This is a genomic window from Arthrobacter sp. 10T416 (assembly GCF_056394165.1).
Map to the genome: position 1 here is coordinate 94808 of NZ_JBFTHI010000012.1, position 19251 is coordinate 114058.

Annotated in this window: 17 protein-coding genes; 5 read left to right on the forward strand and 12 right to left on the reverse strand. The window is 67.1% G+C overall.

Annotated elements, in window-relative coordinates:
• Positions 1-30 precede the first annotated feature (30 nt).
• From AC1DBE_RS13095 to AC1DBE_RS13115, 5 genes are all read right to left on the reverse strand, one after another.
• Positions 31-1725: an ABC transporter family substrate-binding protein gene (locus tag AC1DBE_RS13095; RefSeq protein WP_476970804.1), complete on the reverse strand. Its 1695-nt coding sequence runs from the start codon at positions 1723-1725 to the stop codon at positions 31-33.
• Between the two features lie 53 nt (positions 1726-1778).
• Positions 1779-3995, reverse strand: a complete 2217-nt coding sequence (locus AC1DBE_RS13100; protein ID WP_476970805.1) for an ABC transporter ATP-binding protein — start codon at positions 3993-3995, stop codon at positions 1779-1781.
• Positions 3992-4990 (reverse strand): ABC transporter permease, encoded by a 999-nt coding sequence (locus AC1DBE_RS13105; protein WP_476970806.1) that lies wholly within the window; start codon positions 4988-4990, stop codon positions 3992-3994. The genes AC1DBE_RS13100 and AC1DBE_RS13105 overlap by 4 nt, the downstream gene beginning before the upstream one ends.
• 2 nt (positions 4991-4992) lie before the next feature.
• Positions 4993-5979: an ABC transporter permease gene (locus AC1DBE_RS13110; protein WP_476879412.1), complete on the reverse strand. Its 987-nt coding sequence runs from the start codon at positions 5977-5979 to the stop codon at positions 4993-4995.
• Positions 5980-6342: 363 nt separating this feature from the next.
• Positions 6343-6972: a TetR/AcrR family transcriptional regulator gene (locus tag AC1DBE_RS13115; RefSeq protein ID WP_476903748.1), complete on the reverse strand. Its 630-nt coding sequence runs from the start codon at positions 6970-6972 to the stop codon at positions 6343-6345.
• A 124-nt stretch (positions 6973-7096) separates the two neighbouring features.
• Here AC1DBE_RS13115 and AC1DBE_RS13120 point away from each other — a divergent pair, with 124 nt between their 5' ends.
• The 3 genes from AC1DBE_RS13120 (at position 7097) to AC1DBE_RS13130 (ending at position 9574) form a co-directional block, all read left to right on the forward strand.
• Positions 7097-7660, forward strand: coding sequence for an NAD(P)H-dependent oxidoreductase (locus tag AC1DBE_RS13120; RefSeq protein WP_476879410.1), 564 nt, complete (start codon positions 7097-7099; stop codon positions 7658-7660).
• A 139-nt stretch (positions 7661-7799) separates the two neighbouring features.
• Positions 7800-9092 (forward strand): aminotransferase-like domain-containing protein, encoded by a 1293-nt coding sequence (locus tag AC1DBE_RS13125; protein WP_476970807.1) that lies wholly within the window; start codon positions 7800-7802, stop codon positions 9090-9092.
• Between the two features lie 50 nt (positions 9093-9142).
• On the forward strand, positions 9143-9574 hold the full coding sequence (locus AC1DBE_RS13130) for a universal stress protein (protein ID WP_476879408.1): 432 nt from the start codon (positions 9143-9145) through the stop codon (positions 9572-9574).
• A gap of 33 nt (positions 9575-9607) precedes the next feature.
• On the opposite strand, the gene AC1DBE_RS13135 is transcribed toward AC1DBE_RS13130, so the two are convergent.
• Positions 9608-11209: an AMP-binding protein gene (locus tag AC1DBE_RS13135; RefSeq protein ID WP_476879407.1), complete on the reverse strand. Its 1602-nt coding sequence runs from the start codon at positions 11207-11209 to the stop codon at positions 9608-9610.
• A 224-nt stretch (positions 11210-11433) separates the two neighbouring features.
• Between AC1DBE_RS13135 and AC1DBE_RS13140 the strand changes: the two genes are divergently transcribed.
• Positions 11434-11769: a hypothetical protein gene (locus AC1DBE_RS13140; RefSeq protein ID WP_476879406.1), complete on the forward strand. Its 336-nt coding sequence runs from the start codon at positions 11434-11436 to the stop codon at positions 11767-11769.
• Positions 11770-11780: 11 nt separating this feature from the next.
• Here the strand turns inward: AC1DBE_RS13140 and AC1DBE_RS13145 are convergent, their stop codons facing one another.
• The 4 genes from AC1DBE_RS13145 to AC1DBE_RS13160 all read right to left on the reverse strand — a co-directional run bounded on the left by AC1DBE_RS13145 (position 11781) and on the right by AC1DBE_RS13160 (position 16836).
• The gene (locus AC1DBE_RS13145; RefSeq protein WP_476970808.1) at positions 11781-13310 is read right to left on the reverse strand and encodes a dihydrolipoamide acetyltransferase family protein; all 1530 of its coding nucleotides are present in this window, start codon (positions 13308-13310) and stop codon (positions 11781-11783) included.
• Between the two features lie 11 nt (positions 13311-13321).
• Positions 13322-14302 (reverse strand): alpha-ketoacid dehydrogenase subunit beta, encoded by a 981-nt coding sequence (locus AC1DBE_RS13150; protein ID WP_476903746.1) that lies wholly within the window; start codon positions 14300-14302, stop codon positions 13322-13324.
• Entirely contained in the window at positions 14299-15570 is a 1272-nt protein-coding gene (locus AC1DBE_RS13155; RefSeq protein WP_476878990.1) for a thiamine pyrophosphate-dependent dehydrogenase E1 component subunit alpha, read from the reverse strand. Before AC1DBE_RS13155 ends, AC1DBE_RS13150 begins: the two co-directional genes overlap by 4 nt.
• A 147-nt stretch (positions 15571-15717) precedes the next feature.
• The gene (locus AC1DBE_RS13160; protein ID WP_476970809.1) at positions 15718-16836 is read right to left on the reverse strand and encodes a histidinol-phosphate transaminase; all 1119 of its coding nucleotides are present in this window, start codon (positions 16834-16836) and stop codon (positions 15718-15720) included.
• A gap of 59 nt (positions 16837-16895) precedes the next feature.
• Here AC1DBE_RS13160 and AC1DBE_RS13165 point away from each other — a divergent pair, with 59 nt between their 5' ends.
• Positions 16896-17324, forward strand: coding sequence for a phage holin family protein (locus tag AC1DBE_RS13165; RefSeq protein ID WP_476878992.1), 429 nt, complete (start codon positions 16896-16898; stop codon positions 17322-17324).
• Here AC1DBE_RS13165 and AC1DBE_RS13170 read toward each other — a convergent pair.
• The gene (locus AC1DBE_RS13170) at positions 17321-18829 is read right to left on the reverse strand and encodes a hypothetical protein (protein ID WP_476970810.1); all 1509 of its coding nucleotides are present in this window, start codon (positions 18827-18829) and stop codon (positions 17321-17323) included. The two genes, AC1DBE_RS13165 and AC1DBE_RS13170, sit on opposite strands and share 4 nt — an antisense overlap.
• On the reverse strand, positions 18829-19125 hold the full coding sequence (locus tag AC1DBE_RS13175) for a hypothetical protein (RefSeq protein ID WP_476970811.1): 297 nt from the start codon (positions 19123-19125) through the stop codon (positions 18829-18831). Before AC1DBE_RS13175 ends, AC1DBE_RS13170 begins: the two co-directional genes overlap by 1 nt.
• Positions 19126-19251 lie beyond the last annotated feature (126 nt).

Sequence of the window (19251 nt, forward strand, 5' to 3'; positions counted from 1 at the left end):
GCGGCCGCTAGGGCCGAACCAGGCTGGGGCTTACTTCTGCCAGCCGACGACGCTCCAGTCCGGGGTCTGGAACAGCGACGCGCCGTAGTTGGCAAGGCCGGTGCGGGCGAAGTAGATCTGCGGGCCGTTCATGATGACGCCCATGGAGTAGTACTTCTCCATGTGCTTCTTCTCRACSTCCATGGCSGCCTTGTTGCGCTGGGCATCGTCCTGGATGGAGGCGAGGTCCTTGATGGCCTTGTCCAGTTCGGCGTCGCCGAGCTGGTTTTCGTTGGTCTTGGAATCGTAGAACTGCTTGACGCCGGAGGTGGCGTCGGAACCGACGGTGTAGCCGCTGATGGTCAGCTGGAAGTCGCGGCTGCCCACGACCTTGCCGAAGTCGGCGTCGCCGCGCTGGTCGATGCCGACCTCCATGCCGGCAGCCTGGAGCTGCTTCTGCAGGGTCTGCACGGTAGCCAGGGAGGTGGGATCGTCACCGAAGTTGGTGATTTTGAAGGAGACGGCCTTGCCGCCCTTTTCCATGACGCCCTTGGCGTTGGGGGCGTAACCGGCGTCCGTCAGGACCTTCTTGGCAGCGTCCGCGCCGACATCCTTGACCGGGTAGTTGTCCTGGTAGTACTTGGAGAACGGCATCAGCATCATCGATCCCGAGCTCTCTTCTTGCCAGTTCAGGCCGCCGAAGCGCACGGCGCGGATGGCCGGACGGTCCACTGCGGTGAAGATCGCCTTGCGGACGGCGACGTCGGTCAGTGGAGCCTTCAGGGCGTTGAGGTTCAGGCCGCCGGCGAAGAGACGCTGGCCGCGGCGGACCTCGGAGTTTTTGGAGCCCTCAAGCTGCTTGTACTTGGTGAGGGTACGGCCGTCGGCCATATCGATTTCGCCGTTCTTGAAGGCGGCGATCTCGGCGCTGGCCTCAAGCTGGCGGAAGACCACCTTGTCGAGGACCGGCTTTTCGCCCCACCACTTGTCGTTCGGGACCATGGTGACGGTCTTGGCGGCGGAGTCGAACTTGTCCACCTTGAACGGGCCTGCCATCCACTCGGGGTGCAGCTGGCCGGAGAAGCCGGTGTTGAAGATTTCCGGGGTGTTGACGGTCTGCGGGATGAAACCGCCGAAGATGTCACTCAGCGGGTAGACCGGCTGGGTGGTGGTGACAACGACTTCCTTGTCGCTGCTGCCGGCCTTGACGGAGTCGATGAACTCGTAGGCGCCGGACGAGACGATGTCGATGTCCTTGTTCTTGCCGTTGAGCATCTTCCAGGTGTTCACGAAGGTCGCGGCGTTGATGGGGGTGCCATCGTTGTACATCGCCTTCGGGTTGATCTTGATGGTGATGGTCTGCTTGCCATCCTTGACTTCGCTCTTGAAGTCCTCGCAGAAGTTCTTGTTCAGGTTGGCGGTGCCGTCGAAGTCGAGCTTCCAGCAGCCAACGTAGCCGGCCTCATCGATCGGGTAGTGCAGCTCGGTGTTGTCCGCCGAGTTGCCCGCGTTGGAGAAGCCGTTGAAGTCCGGGCCGATGTTACCGACCGGCAGCGTCACGGTGCCGCCCTGCTTCAGTTCGTCGGCCTTTTTGGCGTTGACGCTGATGAGCTTGCTGATGTCGCCGGAGGCATCCTGTGCCTTGGCGCTTTCAGCGGTCGTGGTCGCGCCGCCTCCGCCGCAGCCGGTCAGCGCGAGGGCTGCCACTACGGCAGCCACCCCGCCGATCTTGGTCAGATTCTTCATAATGATCCCCTTCATTTTTGGTGCGAGTAGTGATGCAGGTGCGGTTTGGTGCGTCAGAGGGACTCGTGGACAACCAACATGTCCGCGTCCAGTTCGCCGTCCGGATAGAAACAGGCGAATTGCTGGTCTGTGGGGGCCGACGGCGGAACGTCGGGCCGGGAAGCGGAGGCCGTTGCCGTTTCCAGCGGCGGCTCCAGGGTGAGGCACTTTTCCTGCTTGGCGGCGGGAAGTGCGGCAAAGACGGGGCAGCGGGTGGCGAAGTTGCAGCCCTTGGGGGCATCCAGCGGCGAGGGCAGGTCGCCCTCCAGGATGATGCGTTCGCGGGTGCGCTCCAGCTGAGGGTCCGGGACCGGGATCGCGGAGAGGAGGGCGCGGGTGTAGGGGTGGCGCGGGTTGTCGAAGACACTGTCCACGTCCCCGATCTCCACGATTTTGCCCAGGTACATCACGGCCACGCGGTTGGAGATGTGGCGTACCACCGAGAGGTCGTGGGCCACCATGAGGTAGCTCAGGCCGAGTTCGGCACGGAGCTTGTCCAACAGGTTGATGACGCCGGCCTGGACCGAGACGTCCAGCGCGGACACCGGCTCGTCGAGGACCACCAGTTTCGGGTTGACGGCCAGGGCCCGGGCAATGCCGATGCGCTGGCGCTGTCCGCCGGAGAACTGGTTCGGGAAGCGGTTGACGTGGTCCGGCTGCAGGCCCACGAGCTCCATCAGCTCCATGATCCGTTTCCGGACGGCCGGCTTGGCCATCCCGGAGTTCTCGAGCGGTTCGGCCAGCACCTCGTAGACGGTGAAGCGCGGGTCCAGGGCACCGGTGGGGTCCTGGAACACCATCTGGAGTTCCTTGCGCATGGCGGCCTTGGTCCGGGCGTCGGAGGCGGCTTTGTTGCTGAGCCCGCCGATGGTCACCTCGCCGTCCTGGTCGCGGTGGAATTCCATGATTTCCAGCAGTGTGGTGGTCTTGCCGCAGCCGGACTCGCCGACGATGGAGAAGCACTCGCCTTCCCGGATGTCGAAACTCAGCCCGTCGACTGCCTTGACCGTGCCGATGCGGCGCTTGAGCAGCGCGCCCTTCATCAGCGGGAAGTGCTTTTTGACGTCCTTGAGCTCCAGGACAGCCTTGCGTTCGGCGCGCGGGACGGCGTCGAACCGGGACACCGGCACCTCGGGGGCGTGGAAGATCTCGTGGACATCCACGTCCCCGTCGAGCGACCCGGTCTTGATGCACGCGGCCTTGTGATCCAGGGTTCCGCCGCCGGTGCCGCTGACGGGCCAGAGCTCGGGTTCGCCTTCCAGGCAGGCTTCGCTGGCCAGCGGGCAGCGAGGGGCGAAGGAGCAGCCGGTCGGCGCGTGGATGAGGTTCGGCGGGATGCCCTCGATGGGCACCAGCGAGGACTTCTCGGCCACGTCCACCCGGGGCACGGCGCCCAGGAGGCCCATGGTGTAGGGCATCCTGGCGTTGTAATAGATGTCGTCGACGCTGCCGGTCTCCACCGGTTTCCCGGCGTACATCACCATGATGTCGTCCGCCATGCCGGCCACCACGCCGAGGTCGTGCGTGATCATTACGACGGCGGCGCCGGTCTCCTCCTGCGCCGTGTGCAGCACCTCCAGGACCTGCGCCTGGATGGTGACGTCCAGCGCCGTCGTCGGCTCATCGGCGATGAGCACGCGGGGGTTGTTGGCGATCGCGATGGCGATCATCACGCGCTGGCGCATGCCGCCGGAGAATTCGTGCGGGAACGCCTTGAGCCGGTCCTTGGGGCTGGGGATCCCCACCATGGCCAGGAGTTCGACGGCGCGCGCCTCCTTCGCCTGCTTGCTCATGGTGGGGTTGTGCACCGTGAGGGCCTCGATGATCTGGTTGCCCACGGTGTAGACCGGGGTCAGCGAGGACAGCGGGTCCTGGAAGACCATGGCGATGTCGTTGCCGCGGAACCGGCACATGGCCTTGTCGCTGAGGCCCAGCAGTTCGGTGCCTTTGAGCCGGACGGAGCCGGTGACCTGCGCGGTCTCCGGCAGGAGGCCCATGATGGCCATGGAGGTGACGGACTTGCCCGAGCCGGATTCGCCCACGATACCCAGGGTCTTGCCCGGCATCAGGTCGAAGTCAATGCCCCGGACGGCGTGGACCACGCCGTTCTCGGTATTGAACCGGACGTTGAGGTCGCGGACGGAGAGCACGGCGCCCGCCGGGGCGTGCAGTCCGGCAACGTGCAGCCGCTCCGCGGTGCTCAGGTCGGTGGCGGTGGTGTCGGAGCTCATGAGGTCATCTTCTTTACGCTGTCGGTGCTCTTCCGGGCGGCATTCTTCTTCTTGGCGCTGCCGATCGAACTGGAGCTGGGGTCGAACGCGTCCCGCAGGCCGTCGTTCATCATGGCGAGGGAACCGGTCAGCAGGAACATGACGGTCAGCGGCACCCAGAACATCCACGGGAACGTGGAGACCTGGGACGTGGCCTGGCCGATCAGCACGCCCAGGCTGACGTCCGGAACCTTGATGCCGATGCCGATGAAGGAGAAGGCCACCTCGGCGAGGATCGCACCGGTCACTCCGCGGGTGATGTCCAGGACCAGCAGCGAGCCGATGTTCGGCACCAGGTGCCGCCAGACGATGCGCCGCGGCGGTATGCCCATGTACTGGGCGGCTTTGACGAAGTCGCGCTGCATCAGGGACATGGAAAGCGAGCGGATCAGGCGGGCGGTGCCCATCCAGTTGAAGATCAGCAGGACGATGATCAGCAGCAGCCAGCTGGGCAGGTTCTGCTGCAGCCCGTTGCCGCCGCCGCTGGTGGCCACGGCCACCACCAGGAGGGCCGGCATCATGATGAGGGCTTCGAGGATGAACAGCATGACCTTGTCCACCTTGCCGCCGAAGTAGGCCATGGTGCAGCCGTAGACCGCGGCGATCAGCACCGAGACCAGGCCGACGACGAGGCCGATCAGGATCGAGACCCGGGTGCCTTCCACCGTCAGCGCGTAGAGGTCGATGCCGGCCTGCGAGGTGCCCAGGAGGTGGTCCGGGGAGGGGCCCATGCCGATGGCGAACGGGTCGATGGTCTCCTTGTCCCAGCTCGAGAAGAGTCCGCCGATCAGGGACAGCACGGTCAGCAGCAGGAAGATCACCAGGCCGGTGACGGCCGTTTTGTTCCGGAGGAAGCGCCGCACGATGATCGTCGACTTCGCGATCACGACGTCGTTTTTCTCGATCTTTGCTTCTTCGGCGACGGCGGCCGGATCGATGGCGTTCAGGTTTGTCATGGCTACTGCACCCGCACTCTCGGGTCGACAAGGGTGGTGGCGAAGTCGGCGAGGATGGCGCCGATCGCGAAGATCACGGAGCCGTACGCCAGGGTGGCCGTCGCGGCGTTGACATCCTGTAGGGAGATCGCATCGATGCTCCAGGAGCCGACGCCGTGCCAGGCGAAGATCTTCTCGGCGAAGAAGCCGCCGGCGAAGATGGCCGGGATGGTGAAGGCGATGCTCTGCGCCACCGGGATAAAGGACACGCGGAGCGCGTGCCGGGTGATGGCCTGGTTCCGGGTCAGGCCCTTGGCGCGGGCGGTGCGGACGAAGTCGGCGTTGACGTTATCCAGCAGGTACTGCCGCTGCGCGATCTGGTACGCGCCCCAGCCCACGATTGTGATGGCGAAGGTCGGCACGGCGTAGTGGGCGAGCATGTCGATGAATTGCGCCCAGCCGTCACCGTCCATCCCGGGCGTCGAGATGCCGGTGACGAAGAAGATGCGTTCGCCGACGGTCTCGTTGATGTTGATGGCGCCGAGCTGGACCAGGAAGTACGCGATCGGCGCGGGCACGATGTAAACGAGGTAGCTGTAGGAGGTGATGGCCCGGTCGGAGAACTTGTACTGGCGGGCCGCGGTGTAGACGCCCAGGGCGACGCCGATGATCAGGGTCAGGACGATCGAGGCGAGGAACAGCCGGGTGGAGATCCAGACCCGGTCGCCGAACTCGGCATTCACAAAGGCGCCGTTGGGGCTGCGTCCCCAGTCCCAGCGCGTGACGATGCCGGTGAGCCAGTCAACGTACCGCTCCCAGGGGCTCTGCGCCGGGTCCAGGCCCTTGAGCCGGAAGGAGTTGGCAACCTGTTCCGGCGTCGGACGCGGGATTTTTTCCTGCTCCAGCAGCGCCGGCTTGAGGCTGGTGACCGCCAGGAAGTACCCGGCGCTGGTGGTCAAGAAGATCATGAACGCGTACGTGACGGCACGCTTGGCTAGGTATCGGAGCATGGGACTAGTTCAGGATCGCCGGTGCCTGCATGGTGCCGGGCGCCGCCGGAAGGGCTGGACCTGCCTGGCCGGGAGCCGGTGTCATTACAAGATTCACAGCATGGATCCTTCCGTTGTCCCCCCATGCGGCAGGGGGTGTCCGCTGCCGATCCAGGATCTTGGCCAGCGGGTGCCTGGCCGCCCGCACGCCTTCCGGCCAGCCCGGTGGGGCTATGTTGCGGGTCACATTCCAGAGGAAACTACCACATAGGAATTGCGTGGAGGCGCGCCAAAGAGGGCGAAACGGTATGCCCACTACCAGATCGTTATGAATAACTCACTTGGATTGATTTGACTTGGCAGTGCCCGCGAAGATCGGTTAGCCTACGCGCCGCTGACCACCCGGGAGACCAGCTCCCGCCAGGACTCAACCAGCCGGTCCGGGGCCACCCCGTGCACCCGGACCGAGTGCAGGATTCGCTCGGGTTCGAGGGTCACGCTGAGGGCCCCGGCCATCAGCCAGGGGTCCGCCGTCACTCCCGCGCCGCGCAGCAGCATCTCCAGGTGCCGGCGCCAGAGCACCGCGGCCGGAACATCAAACCGGTTGTAGGCAGAGACATCGGCGGCGCGGGCCAGTTCGCCGAACTCCAGCACCCAGCCCACGCGCTCGGCCCCGGAGGCAACGAGCCGCTCCAGCGCCGGCGCGCCCGGCCCCAGCGGCGGCGGCCCGAACATGAACCGGCTCTGGAACTGCGCCTCCGCGTCGCTGAGCAGCGTCATCATGAGCCCTGCCCGGCTGCCGAACCGCCGGAAGACGGTCCCCTTGCCCACCCCGGCGCGTCCGGCCAGGGAGGCCATGGTGAGGCCGTCCGCGCCGTGTTCCTCTATGAGCTCCCGGGCGGCCCGGAGCAGCAACTCGCGGTTGCGGGCAGCGTCCCGGCGTTCGGACTCGGCGGCGCCGCCGTTGCCGGGGCGGGCCGCGGGGATGCCGGGGCGGATCGGGATGAGGCTCACAGGGCCAATTCTAGCCCCGGGGAATATTAACCGGACCGCAGTCCGTTTAGCATGGGTGAAGGCCCCAAAAGCCTCCGCGACCATCAAGCCGCCGAACCTGCGCGGCCCGATACAAGGAGTCCCCATGACCACCAACACCGTCCTCACCCTGGTCGGCAGCCTGCGCGCCGGCTCCACCAACGCCCAGCTCGCCGAAGCGATCCAGCTCAACGCCCCCGAGCAGGTGGAGGTTGTTATCCACGAGAGCCTCGGCAACATCCCGTTCTACAACGAGGACATCGACGTCGAGGGCCAGGTCCCGGCCGCTGCCGCGGCGCTGCGTGCCGCGGCCCACGAGGCTGACGCCCTGCTTCTGGTCACCCCGGAATACAACGGCACCGTCCCCGCGCCGCTGAAGAACGCCATCGACTGGCTCTCCCGCCCCTTCGGCGCCGGCGCCCTGAGTGGCAAGCCCACCGCCGTCGTGGGCACCGCCTTCGGGCAGTACGGCGGCGTCTGGGCCCAGGATGAGGCCCGCAAGGCCGTCGGCATCGCCGGCGCCCGCGTCCTCGAGGACGTCAAGCTCGCCGTTCCCGGCTCGATGGTCCGCTTCGCCGAGGTCCACCCGAAGGACGACGCCGAGGTTGTCGAGCAGATCAAGGGCGTTTTCGATGCCCTTGCGGACGCGCGCAGCACCGAAGCGGCCTAGCAGCAGCAACCCCTCAGGACGCCCCCGGCAGCCTTCGCTGCCGGGGGCGTCCTGCGTCAGGGCCCGGCGGGGCCGCCGTGGCCAGATTTTGTGAACAAAAGTTTTCCCTGTGACAACGCGGGCCTGTATCCTTGGAATTGTGACCCACGAAACACTTGATGCCGCCGCAGAGTTCCTTCCGGCCGAGGCAATTGACGCAATCGAACGTGCGGCTACGTCCGCCCACCGCCACGAGAGTCTCTTCTCGGAGCGCGCAGCAAATATCAAGCAGTCGGCCGTCCGGGACGTCTTCGACATCTCCCTGCGCCCGGGCCTCGTGTCCCTCGCCGGCGGCAGTCCCTACCTCCAGTCACTCCCCTTGGAGCGGCTTGGCCAGTCCGCGGCGAGGATCATCGCCGAGCAGGGCATGACGGCACTGCAGTACGGCGGCGGTCAGGGTACGGAGGAGCTCCGCACCCAGATCTGCGAGGTGATGGCGGCCGAGGGGATCCTGGACGCCAAGCCCGAGAACGTCATCATCACTGCCGGTTCGCAGTCCGCGCAGGACGTGGCCACGAAGGTCTTCTGCAACCCGGGCGACGTCGTCCTGGTCGAGGATCCCACCTATGTGGGCGCGCTGAACACCTTCGAGGCCTACCAGGTGGAGGTGGGCACGGTGCCGATGGACGGCGACGGAATTATTCCGGAGCTGCTCGAGGCCAAGATCGCGGCCCTGCAGACGGCCGGCAAAAACATCAAATTCCTCTACACCATCCCGAGCTTCAACAACCCGTCCGGGATCACCCTCTCGGCCGAGCGCCGCCAGCAGGTGGTCGACATATGCCGCAATGCGAATATCCTGGTGCTCGAGGACAACCCGTACGGCCTGCTGCGCTTCGACGGGCAGCCGCTGACGCCCCTGCGGGCCGAGAACCCCGACGACGTCATCTACATGGGTTCGTTCTCAAAGATCTTCGCCCCGGGCCTCCGGATCGGTTGGGCCCTGGTTCCGGCGCACCTGCAGCGCCGCTACTACCTCGCCTCCGAGGCCGTCACCCTCTGCCCGCCCACGCTGAACCAGATGCTCGTCTCCGCCTACCTGCGCGACTACGACTGGCGCGGCCAGATCGCCACCTACCGCGGCCTGTACCAGGAGCGGTGCGAGGCCATGCTGGCGGCCCTGGCGAAGCACATGCCCGAGGGCCTTAGCTGGACCCGGCCGGAGGGTGGCTTCTTCGTGTGGGTCACGCTGCCGGAGGGGGTCGACACCTATCCGCTCCTGCAGAAGGCCATCGACGCCGGCGTCGTCTTCATCCCCGGGGCAGCTTTCGCGCACTCGGACGAGCCGTCCAACAAACTCCGGCTCGCCTTCAGTGCGGTGCCGCCGGATGCCATCGAGGAAGGCGTCCGCCGCCTGGCGCCGGTGCTGCGGGAAGCCATCGAGGCGTTGTAGCCTGAATCATTGTTGTGCCCTGAACCGTGCTTGACCAGAGGAGACCCTTAATGACCGGAATCATCGTTGTCGGCGTCGATGGCAGTGAAACTGCCCTCAAGGCAGCCCACTCGGCCCGTGACCTGGCGGTGTCGCTGGGCGCCACCCTGCATGTGGTCAGCGCCTTCGACAGTGACCGGACCGAGGTGTTCGGCAGCGGCAGCGACCGTTTTATTGTCTCTGACGCCGACGAGGCGGAAAAGGTCGCCAAGGGCGTCGCCGCAACGCTGCGGTCAGACGACATCAAGGTCACCTACACCGCCGCCCGCGGCAAGCCGGCGGAAGCCCTGATCCAGGAGGCCGAGCGTGCCGGCGCCCGGATGATCGTGGTCGGTAACCGCCGGATGCGCGGCCTGGGCCGAGTCCTGGGCAGCGTTGCGAACAGCGTGGCCCACAACGCCCCCTGCGACGTCTACATCGCCAAGACCGACACTTCCGACTAGGAAGGGACCGGCCGGAGAGCCGGCGCCGCGGCCCTAGGGCTGCGGCGCCGGCTCTGCCGTTTTAAGCATCCGGCGCAGGATCTTCCCGGAGGCCGACTTGGGCACGGCATCGATGAACTCGACACGCCGGATCTTTTTGAACGGCGCCACCCTTGCAGCCACGAATTCCTCCACTGCCGCCTCGTCCAGGTGCTCGCCGTCGGGCGAAGGCTGGCGCACCACAAAGGCCATCGGCACTTCCTGGCCGTCGGCGTCGAGGGTTCCGATCACCGCCGCGTCGGCAATGCCCGGGTGCGTGAGCAGGAGGGCCTCAAGTTCGGCGGGGGCGATTTGGTAGCCCTTGTATTTGATGAGCTCTTTGAGCCGGTCCACGATCGTCACCACCCCGTCTGCCCGGACAGTGGCGATGTCGCCGGTGTGCAGGTAGCCGTCGGAATCGAGGGTGTCTGCCGTTTCCTCGGGCCTGTTCAGGTAGCCCAGCATTATGTTGGGCCCGCGGCACAGCAAGTGGCCGGGGTCGCTTGTCCCCTCGGCCGGTACCTCGATCTCGCCGCCGGTGGCCGGGTCGATGAGCCGGCACTCCATGTTGGGCACCGTGTACCCCACGGAACTGACGGGCACGTCCGTGGCATCGACCGGAATGAGGTGCGAAACGGGACTCATCTCGGTCATCCCGTAGCCCTGGAGCACCCGGCAGCCGAGCCGTTCAGCCAGCCGCGTCCCCAGTTCGCCGTCCAGCGGCGCGGCGCCGGAGAGCGTGGTGTGGACCGAGCTGAGGTCGTAATCGGCCACTAAAGGGTGCTTGGACAACGCGACCGCCACCGGCGGGGCAATAAAGAGGTAGCTGCACCGGTGGTCCTGGACTATCCGGAGGAACTCCGCCAGATCAAACTTGGGCATGGTGACCAGCCGGGCGCGTTCCCTCAGGGCCAGGTTCAGGAGCACCGTGAGCCCGTAGATGTGGAAGAACGGCAGCAGGGCCAGGAGGCGGTCATCCGGACTGACCCGGAGCAGCCCGCGGGATTGCTCCACATTGGCCATAAGGTTCCGGTGGCTCAGCATGACACCCTTGGGCCGGCCGGTGGTTCCGGAGGAGTAGGGCAGGACGGCGATGTGGGTGGCCGGATCGAAGTTGATGTCCGGCGCGGGCGCGCCGCTGGCCAGCAAGTCCGCAAGCGACGGGTGGCCCTCGGCGCCGTCGAGCACCACCAGGCGGCTGGCGGGGATGCCGACCCGGCCGGCGGCCTCGCTGGCGGCGGGCAGCAGGGCCGAGATGGTGAACAGCCAGCTGGCTCCGGCGTCGGTGAGCTGTTTTTCGATCTCATCGGCGGTGTACAGCGAGTTGACCGTGGTGACGGTGGCTCCGGACCGGAGGAGGCCGTGGAAGACCACGGTGAAGGCCGGAATGTTCGGGCAAAGAACAGCGGCCACGCCGTTGATGCCAAGCCCCTGGGCGGCCACGGCTCCGGCCAGCGCGTCCACCCGGTCCCGGAGGACACGGTAGCTTGTTTCCGCACCGCTGGCTCCGTCCACGACGGCGACGCGGTCCAGGTCCTCCTCCGCCAGACCGCCGAAGAGGTAGTCGTAGAGGCTGACATTGGGAATCTCAACGGCGGGGAACGGGCTCGAGAACACGCAACATCTCCTTTGATCGGCGTTCGCCGGCTCGGCGGCGGCTGGTGCAACTCTAGTGCCGCCCTGCCGGTTCGGGACAGGGTTGCCCCGATTTGACTCCCGTCACGCCCCGGGGTGGGCAGCCTCACCGGTTTTGGGCCCGTCCGGGCCACGGCGCGGCGGTAAAATGGGGAGTGCCCCCGATGGCGCGGACAGTCCTATCCGCCCTAATCCCGGGAGAGCCCTTGCCAATCCTTCAACGCCGCCAGCTGGTCGGGCACGACATTTTGCTGGCCCGGCACGGAAACCACATCAGCACCATGCGGGTGGACCGCGCCGCCGGCCGTGTGGTGGCCTACCTCGACGACGGATCCGTCGACAGCGCCCCCAACCTGATCTCCCCCACCCTGCGGATGCCGGACACGGTCCGGAGCATCCTGCGCGAGGACTGGAAGTTCCTCACCGGAGTGACGGCAGTCAGCTTCGGCCTGGCCGGCCTGGTGTTCGTCGCGGCCATCGTGGCTGCCGGGCTGGGCGGCAGCCCCGGCATGGCCACCCTGCTCGCGGCGTATTCCGGCTAAGAGCGCCGGCGTCAGTCGAGCAGCAGTGCTGGTTCTTCCAGGATGGAGGCGACGTCGGCCATAAAGCGGGCCGAGAGGTCCCCGTCCACCACGCGGTGGTCGAACGAGCCGCCAAGGGTGGTGATCCAGCGCGGGATCACCTCGCCATCCAGCACCCAGGGCTTCTGCTTGATGGTCCCGAACGCCACGATGGCTACCTCGCCGGGGTTGATGATCGGCGTGCCGGTGTCAATGCCCAGGGCCCCAATGTTGGTGACCGTGAGTGTGCCGCCCTTCATCTGCGCAGGCTGGGTCTTCCCGGCCCGCGCCGTGGTGGCCAGCTGGTTGAGGGCCAGTGCGAGTTCCTTTAGCGAGAGATCCTGCGCGTTCTTGATGTTCGGCACCATCAGGCCGCGCGGCGTCGCGGCGGCGATGCCGAGGTTCATAAAGTGCTTGACGTGGATCTCGGCCGAGTCGCTGCCGTCCGCGGCATCCACCCAGCTCGCGTTGACGCTCGGGTTGCGCGCCGCCGCCCAGATAACAGCCTTCGCAAGGATCAGCAGGGGCGAGACCTTGATGCCCTCGAAATCGCGGGAGGCCTTGAGCCGCTTAACGAACTCCATGGTGCGGCTCGCGTCGACGTCAACAAAGATGCTCACGTGCGGGGCGGCGAACGCCGACTCCACCATGGCCCGGGCGGTGGCCTTGCGGACGCCCTTGACCGGGATTCGCTCGATCCGCTGCTCCTGGGGGCGGCCGGTCTTGCCCCAGAACGAATCCGCCTGGTCCAGTTCGGCGTCGCGCTGCGCCTGGTAGCTCACCAGGTCCTCCCGCGTGACCTCGCCGCGGGCGCCGGTGGGCACCACGTCGGCCAGATCGATGCCGAGGTCCCGGGCGATCTTGCGGACCGGGGGCTTGGCCAGGACGCGGCTCACGAGTCCGGTGATGGCGCCGCCCAGCGTCGGTCGCGGGTCAACGGCGTCTGACGGGACGGCTGCCGGGGCGCCTGCCGGGGCGAATGCTTCCGGGCTGATGCGGATGTCGTGTGCCTCGACGGCGTCGACAGCGTGGGGCTCGACGGCGGCCGGCGCTGGGGCTGCCGGAGCTGGGGCTGCGGCGGAGATCCTGCGGCGCCGCTTGACGGCGTCGGCCTTGGGTCCGGACCCGACCAGCGGACCGCCGGCAGGCGGGGCACCGGCGTCGGAGGTGTCAGCCTCCAGCTTTCCGTACATCGGCGCAGGTTCGACGGCGGGCGCGGCGGGCGCCGGCGCGGCGGAAGCGGCGGGCTGGACGGCGGGCGCCGGCGCGGCGGGTGCACCGGCGTCGTCGGAAACACTGATGATCGGCGTGCCGACGTCCACCGTGACACCCTCGGCGACCAGCAGTTCGGCGACCGTTCCGGCGTACGGGGACGGCAGCTCGACGAGGGACTTGGCGGTCTCGATCTCGCACAGCACGTCATTGACGGCCACGGTGTCGCCAGCCTTGACCTTCCAGGACACGATTTCGGCTTCGGTGAGGCCCTCGCCGACGTCGGGAAGGTTGAACTTGTTCACGGTCATGGAAATCCCCGTCAGTAGGCGAGGGCGCGGTCCAGCGCCTCTAGGATGCGGTCGATGTCCGGCAGGTAGTCTTCCTCCACCTTGGCGACCGGGTACGGCATATGGAAGCCGCCGACGCGGATGACCGGGGCTTCCAGGGAGTGGAACGCACGTTCGCTGACCCGGGCGGCGATCTCGCCGCCGATGCCTCCGAACGTGGGTGCCTCGTGGGCGACGATCAGCCGTCCCGTCTTCCGGACAGACTCCGTGACGGTGTCGAAATCGATGGGCGAGATGGAGCGCAGGTCGATGACTTCGACGCTGTGGCCGTCCTCGGCCGCGGCTGCGGCCGCCGCGAGGGCGACGGGCACCAGCGGGCCGTAGGCCACGACGGTCGCCTCAGTCCCGGCCCGCAGCACGTGGGCCTTGAACGGGTCGTCGGACTGGCCGGGGGAGGCGGTGTCGACGTCGCCCTTGAGCCAGTACCGCCGTTTCGGCTCGAAGACGATCACGGGGTCCAGGCAGTCGACGGCCTGCTGGATCATCCAGTAGGCGTCCTGCGGGTTGGACGGGGTGATGATTCGCAGCCCGGCGGTGTGGGCGAAGAGCGCCTCGGGCGACTCCGAGTGGTGCTCGATCGAGCCGATGCCGCCGCCGTAGGGGATGCGGATCACCACGGGGACGGTGAGGTTGCCGTTGCTGCGCGAGTGCATCTTGGCCAGCTGGGTGGTGATCTGGTTGAAGCCGGGGAAGACAAAGCCGTCGAACTGGATCTCGCAGACCGGCCGGTAGCCGCTCAGCGCCAGGCCGATCGCGGTACCGATAATGCCAGACTCGGCCAGCGGGGTGTCCACCACGCGGTCTGCACCGAATTCGCCGATGAGTCCGTCGGTAACCCGGTAAACGCCGCCCAGCGGGCCGATGTCCTCGCCCATCAGCAGGGTGCGGGGGTTGTTGGCCAGGGTCGCGCGCAGGCCCTCGTTGATGGCCTTGGCAATGGTCATGGTGGTCATCGCTGCGCCCCCTCCGTGTCGGCCTCGGCTGCTTGCTGCCCGGGGGCGCCGGTCTCATCGGCAAAACCTGCACTGTATTCCTCGAACCACGCCAGCTCTTCGGCCACCAGCGGGTGGGCCTCGGCATAGGTGTTGGCGAAGGCCGTCCGGATGTCCGGGGTTCCGAGGTCATGGATGGTCCGGCGCACATAAGCTGCGAGTTCGTCGCCGTCGGCCTTTACCTGTTCGAAGAACGCGTCATCGGCCAGGCCCTGGGCCCGAAGGTACTTTTCCAGGCGCTCCAGCGGGTCCTTGGCGCGCCAGCTGTCCTCTTCCTCCGAGGGGCGGTACTTCGTGGGGTCATCGGCCGTGGTGTGGGCGCCGACGCGGTAGGTGAAGGCCTCGATCAGCACCGGGCTCTTGCCTTCGCGGGCGCGCTCCAGGGCCCATTCGGTCACGGCATGGACGGCGATCACGTCGTTGCCGTCCACCCGGATGCCCGGGAAGCCGTAGCCCTTGGCGCGGTTGGAGAGCGGAATGCGGGTCTGCACGGCTGTGGGCACGGAGATGGCCCAGTGGTTGTTCTGGCAGAAGAACACAACAGGGGCGTTGTACGAGGAAGCGAAAACCATGGACTCGTGGACGTCGCCCTCGGAGCTGGCGCCGTCGCCGAAGTAGACCATAACGGCGGCCTTGGGTGCCGCCGCGGCCGGCGCACCATCCCCGGCGGCCGCGTTGGCTGCGGCCAGCTTCTGGTCGCGCTGGATGCCCATGGCGTAGCCGACGGCGTGCGGGGTCTGCGCGGCGAGGACCAGCGTGTAGAGATGGAAGTTGGTGTCTTTGGGGTTCCAGCCGCCGTTGGACACACCCCGGAATTGCCGGAGCAGCTCGGCGAGATCGACGTCGCGGGTCAGCGCCACCCCATGCTCCCGGTAAGTGGGGAAGATGTAGTCCTGCGGCTGGCTCGCCCGCCCGGAACCGATCTGCGCCGCCTCCTGGCCGGTCAGCGGCACCCAGAGCGCCAGCTGGCCCTGCCGCTGCAGCGCGGTGGCTTCGACGTCGAACCGCCGGATCTTGGCCATATCGGCGTAGAAACCGCGGAGTTTGCCGGCATCAAGGCGGGCTGCGTACTCGGAAAACACCGGATCGGAGCCGAGGGTCCCGTCCGGGCCCAGGAGCTGGACCATCGGCACGTCCGGGTCGCCCAGCACAGCCTCGGCCTGCGCCTCGCGCTGGTCGTCCACGTCGGTTCCATCGAACTCGGTAGCGGGCAGATGTGTGGCGCCCATACCGTCTCCTTGCCTGCCGCACTCGCATGCGTCGCAATAGCTGGGATATATGCCGGATCAGGAATACATTCCTGATCCGGCATATATTTTGGCTTACTCGTCCCTACTTTATCCGTAGCGGGTTCCCGGCGGGCGTCATGTTAAGCGCTAGGAACGCCGCGGGCCTTTTGTATAGATCGCACACAATTCCAGGAAGCGCGTGTTGGCCTCGGATTCGCCGATGCTAACGCGGACCCCTTCGTTGCCGAAGGCCCGCACGGACAGCGCCCGCTCCCCCGCCAGTGCGGCGAATTCGGCGCTGTTTTCGCCGAGATTGAGCCAGACGAAGTTCCCCTGGGCGTCAGGAACGAACCATCCCAGATCCCGCAGCCCGGCCGTCACGCGATCGCGCTCCTCCACCAGGCTTTGTACCCTTTCTACAACCTCGTCAAAATGCTCCAGCGAGGTGACGGCGGCGACTTCGGCAATCTGGGATACCGCGAAGGGTGTAGCCGTGACGCGCAGGTGCTGGGTGAGCTCGGGGCGCGACACGCTGTAACCCACGCGCAGGCCGGCCAGGCCGTGCGCTTTGGAGAACGTGCGGAGCACCACGACGTTCGGGTGTTTGCGGTACATCGCGATGCCGTCGACGGCGTCCTGGGCCCGGACAAACTCCTGGTAGGCCTCGTCAATGACCACCACAACGTCCGACGGGACGGTTGCCAGGAAACGCTCGGTCTCCCCCGTGGTGAGGATGGGCCCGGTGGGGTTGTTCGGGGTGCACAGCAGGATCACCCTCGTGCGCGCGGTCACGGCAGCAGCCATCGCGTCGAGGTCGTGCCGGCCGTCTGCCAGCAACGGGACCTGGACACTCTCGGCACCGGCAAGACCAACGCTGATTGGATAAGCCTCGAAGGACCGCCAGGCGTAGATCACCTCGTCGGCCTTGCCGTCGTCGTTCTGGCCTGCGAACGTGGCCAGAAGCTGGTTCAGGGCGCCGAGGCTGCCGGCACCCGTGACGATGTCCTCGGCGGGAACGTCCAGGAAGCTTGCCAGCGCCCCGCGCAACTTGCTGCTCAGGGGGTCCGGGTACCGGTTGAAGTCTGTCTGCGCTGCGATGGCCTGCTGCACTGCAGGAATCGGGGGCAGGGGGTTTTCATTGGAGGAAAGTTTGTAGCTCACGAGCCCCTCGACCGGAACCGGGGGTTTGCCGGCCGCGTAGCGGGGAAGGAGGTCTACTACCGGCCGCGGGCGGATCCCGCCGGCCTGGTTGTCTGATGAAGTCATGCTTCTTAGCCTACTTCGCCCTCCTGCCGGCACGACGGATCATGTGACAGCATGGGGCCATGCGCTCACTTTTCGTGCGGGTCATCGTCAATGCACTGGCCCTGTGGATCGCCAGCTGGATCCTCCCCGGCCTGGACATCTCCACCACCGCAACCACGGGTGCCGTGGCCAAAAGCGGCGTCACCCAGGGCACGGACACGATCGGGATCATCCTGGCGTATCTGTTCATCGGGCTCATCTTCGGGCTGGTCAATGCCTTGGTCAAGCCCTTGGTCAGCCTGCTCTCGCTGCCACTCACCATCCTCACCCTGGGCCTGTTCACGATTGTCATCAACGCCGCGATGCTTTACATCACCTCCTGGCTGAGCGCCTACACTCCGGTCCACTTCACCATTGATTCGTTCTTCTGGACCGCTGTCCTCGCTGCCATCATCATCACGGTGGTCTCCCTAGTGGCAGGCCGGCTTCCGGGCGGCCGCCGGCGCTAACCCGGCACCCCGGCCGGCACAGGCTGCGGGGCCTGCCCGGAGCGCGGCGCGGGACGGGCCGAGGGCAGGCCAGGCCGCGCCGCCGGCGGTGCCAAGGACGGGCCGGTGACAACGCGGCCCGGGCCCGGGCCCGGAGCCGTCACGACGCCCTTCGCGGGCGGCAGTTCGCGCCGCAGGGAAAAGCGCGTCACGGTCGCGCGGCCACCCGCACCCACCACACCGGCGAGCGCGGCAGTGGAAGCCTGCAACGAGGGATCCGTACTGGCCGAAACGGCTTCGGCCCCTTCTGCGTAGTTTTCAAGGTTGTGGCCCGGCCCGAGGCCAAACCCCTGCTCCGGAGGCAGTGCGAGGTCGTTGGTCAGCGTGACCGTGACACGGTCCTTTGTGTCGGCGTTGGCTTGCCCGTCGGCCCCCGGCACCCAGTCGTGCTGGTGTTCAAGGTGCAGGCTGCTGATCCCCGGCTCCGGGGTAATGCCGCCCACCGGTGAGCCGGCGGTCAGGACGTACTTGAGGTCGAATTCGGACAGGAATGCCTTGTCCCGGCTGAGGTTCATGGCGTGAATTCCGCCCTGGCTGTAGCCGACCACTGCGATCTGCTCGCCAGCTTCCGCTCCTGCCTCCCGCATAGCCTGCCGGATGGCCACGCTGGTCGCTTCCGAGTCGTAGCCAAGCCCCTCGGCGATACCGGCCGTGTCGAAGGGGTTTGATCCCGCCGGCAGTCCGCCCAGTTGCGTCCCGGGGATGATGAGCACCCAGGCGCGCCGGATCCCGCCGTCGATCCGAATCACCTCGATGTCACCGCTGTTCCGGCCCACAGCCCCGGCCCGCCGCAGCAATCCGGCCGGGGAGACGTCGACGTCGGCCACCGTTGTATCGCTGCCCACGACGGTGACCGGGCGTGGTTTCAGGAATCCCAGCCCCGGCGTGTTGGCGAGGTCCCGGACGGCTGACCGGACGTCGGCGGGGCCGCCGAGCGCATAGATGGCACCGGCGAGCGGGAACTGCAGGCCCAGGAGCAGCGCCAGCCCACGCGGCGCCATCGCAACGCCGCGTTCCACTTGGTCGCGGACTCCCGGGAGTTCGAAGAGCCCGGGCGCAGAGCCGTAGCCCGGGGCGGAGATGCCCAGCCGGAGCAGCAGGGCATTACGGGACTCGGTGTATTCGTACTCCCGGTGACTGGCCCGGACCCCATTCGCGATGTGTTCCAGCTCGGCCCGCACGGCGCCGACGTCCCGCCCGGCCTCGCCTACCGCGATGATGGCATCGCTGCCGCTGCGGTAGGAATCCTGCTGGTAGTCGAAGAGCGCCCGGCGCACGGCGTCGGCTCCGGCCTCCACGGCGTAAAGCTGGCGCACAATGCCATCCAGGGCAGCCGCGCCCGCCAGCAGCTCCTCGAACTGGAAACTCACGCCGCCGATTCCGCCCCGGATCTGCAGCATCCCGTCGGGCCGCGGCGGAGCAGGACGTGGAACCTCGCCGGACCCGGACGGCGTTACTTCCGCCATCAGTAGCCCGCACGTCCGGAGGAGAGCACCACGTTCCCGGCATGCCGCAGGACCACGCCGGCCGCGTCCTGCAGGCGGTCACGTGCCCGGCGCAACGAGGCCGCCTCCAGTGACATCGTGACGCGGTAGGCGCGGCCGGCCGGAGATTGCCAGCCGTGAAGTTCAAGCTGGCTGAGCCGGGCCAGGGCCTCCCCGGCCTGCTCGGCGCAGGACACCGTCCTGGCCGCCAGTTCCTGCACCTCGTACCCTCGGGAGGCGCACGCTGCAGCCTCTGCGGCCGTAACTGTGGCGCTCATGGTCATCTACCTTCCCTCGCCGTCTTATTGATGATTCGACGTTAGGTCCCGGGTGAGGGCCGGGATAAGGCGGCCGGGACACTATGTGGAAAACCTTCCTCGAGCGGGGGTTGGGGAGCGGAAAGC

Coding starts and splice junctions, on each gene's coding strand:
- AC1DBE_RS13165 (WP_476878992.1), top strand. CDS start 16,896: ATGCGCTCACTTTTCGTGCGGGTCATCGTCAATGCACTGGCCCTGTGG.
- AC1DBE_RS13145 (WP_476970808.1), bottom strand. CDS start 13,310: ATGACCGTGAACAAGTTCAACCTTCCCGACGTCGGCGAGGGCCTCACC.
- AC1DBE_RS13170 (WP_476970810.1), bottom strand. CDS start 18,829: ATGGCGGAAGTAACGCCGTCCGGGTCCGGCGAGGTTCCACGTCCTGCT.
- AC1DBE_RS13155 (WP_476878990.1), bottom strand. CDS start 15,570: ATGGGCGCCACACATCTGCCCGCTACCGAGTTCGATGGAACCGACGTG.
- AC1DBE_RS13150 (WP_476903746.1), bottom strand. CDS start 14,302: ATGACCACCATGACCATTGCCAAGGCCATCAACGAGGGCCTGCGCGCG.
- AC1DBE_RS13110 (WP_476879412.1), bottom strand. CDS start 5,979: ATGCTCCGATACCTAGCCAAGCGTGCCGTCACGTACGCGTTCATGATC.
- AC1DBE_RS13175 (WP_476970811.1), bottom strand. CDS start 19,125: ATGAGCGCCACAGTTACGGCCGCAGAGGCTGCAGCGTGCGCCTCCCGA.
- AC1DBE_RS13160 (WP_476970809.1), bottom strand. CDS start 16,836: ATGACTTCATCAGACAACCAGGCCGGCGGGATCCGCCCGCGGCCGGTA.
- AC1DBE_RS13105 (WP_476970806.1), bottom strand. CDS start 4,990: ATGACAAACCTGAACGCCATCGATCCGGCCGCCGTCGCCGAAGAAGCA.
- AC1DBE_RS13100 (WP_476970805.1), bottom strand. CDS start 3,995: ATGAGCTCCGACACCACCGCCACCGACCTGAGCACCGCGGAGCGGCTG.
- AC1DBE_RS13130 (WP_476879408.1), top strand. CDS start 9,143: ATGACCGGAATCATCGTTGTCGGCGTCGATGGCAGTGAAACTGCCCTC.
- AC1DBE_RS13120 (WP_476879410.1), top strand. CDS start 7,097: ATGACCACCAACACCGTCCTCACCCTGGTCGGCAGCCTGCGCGCCGGC.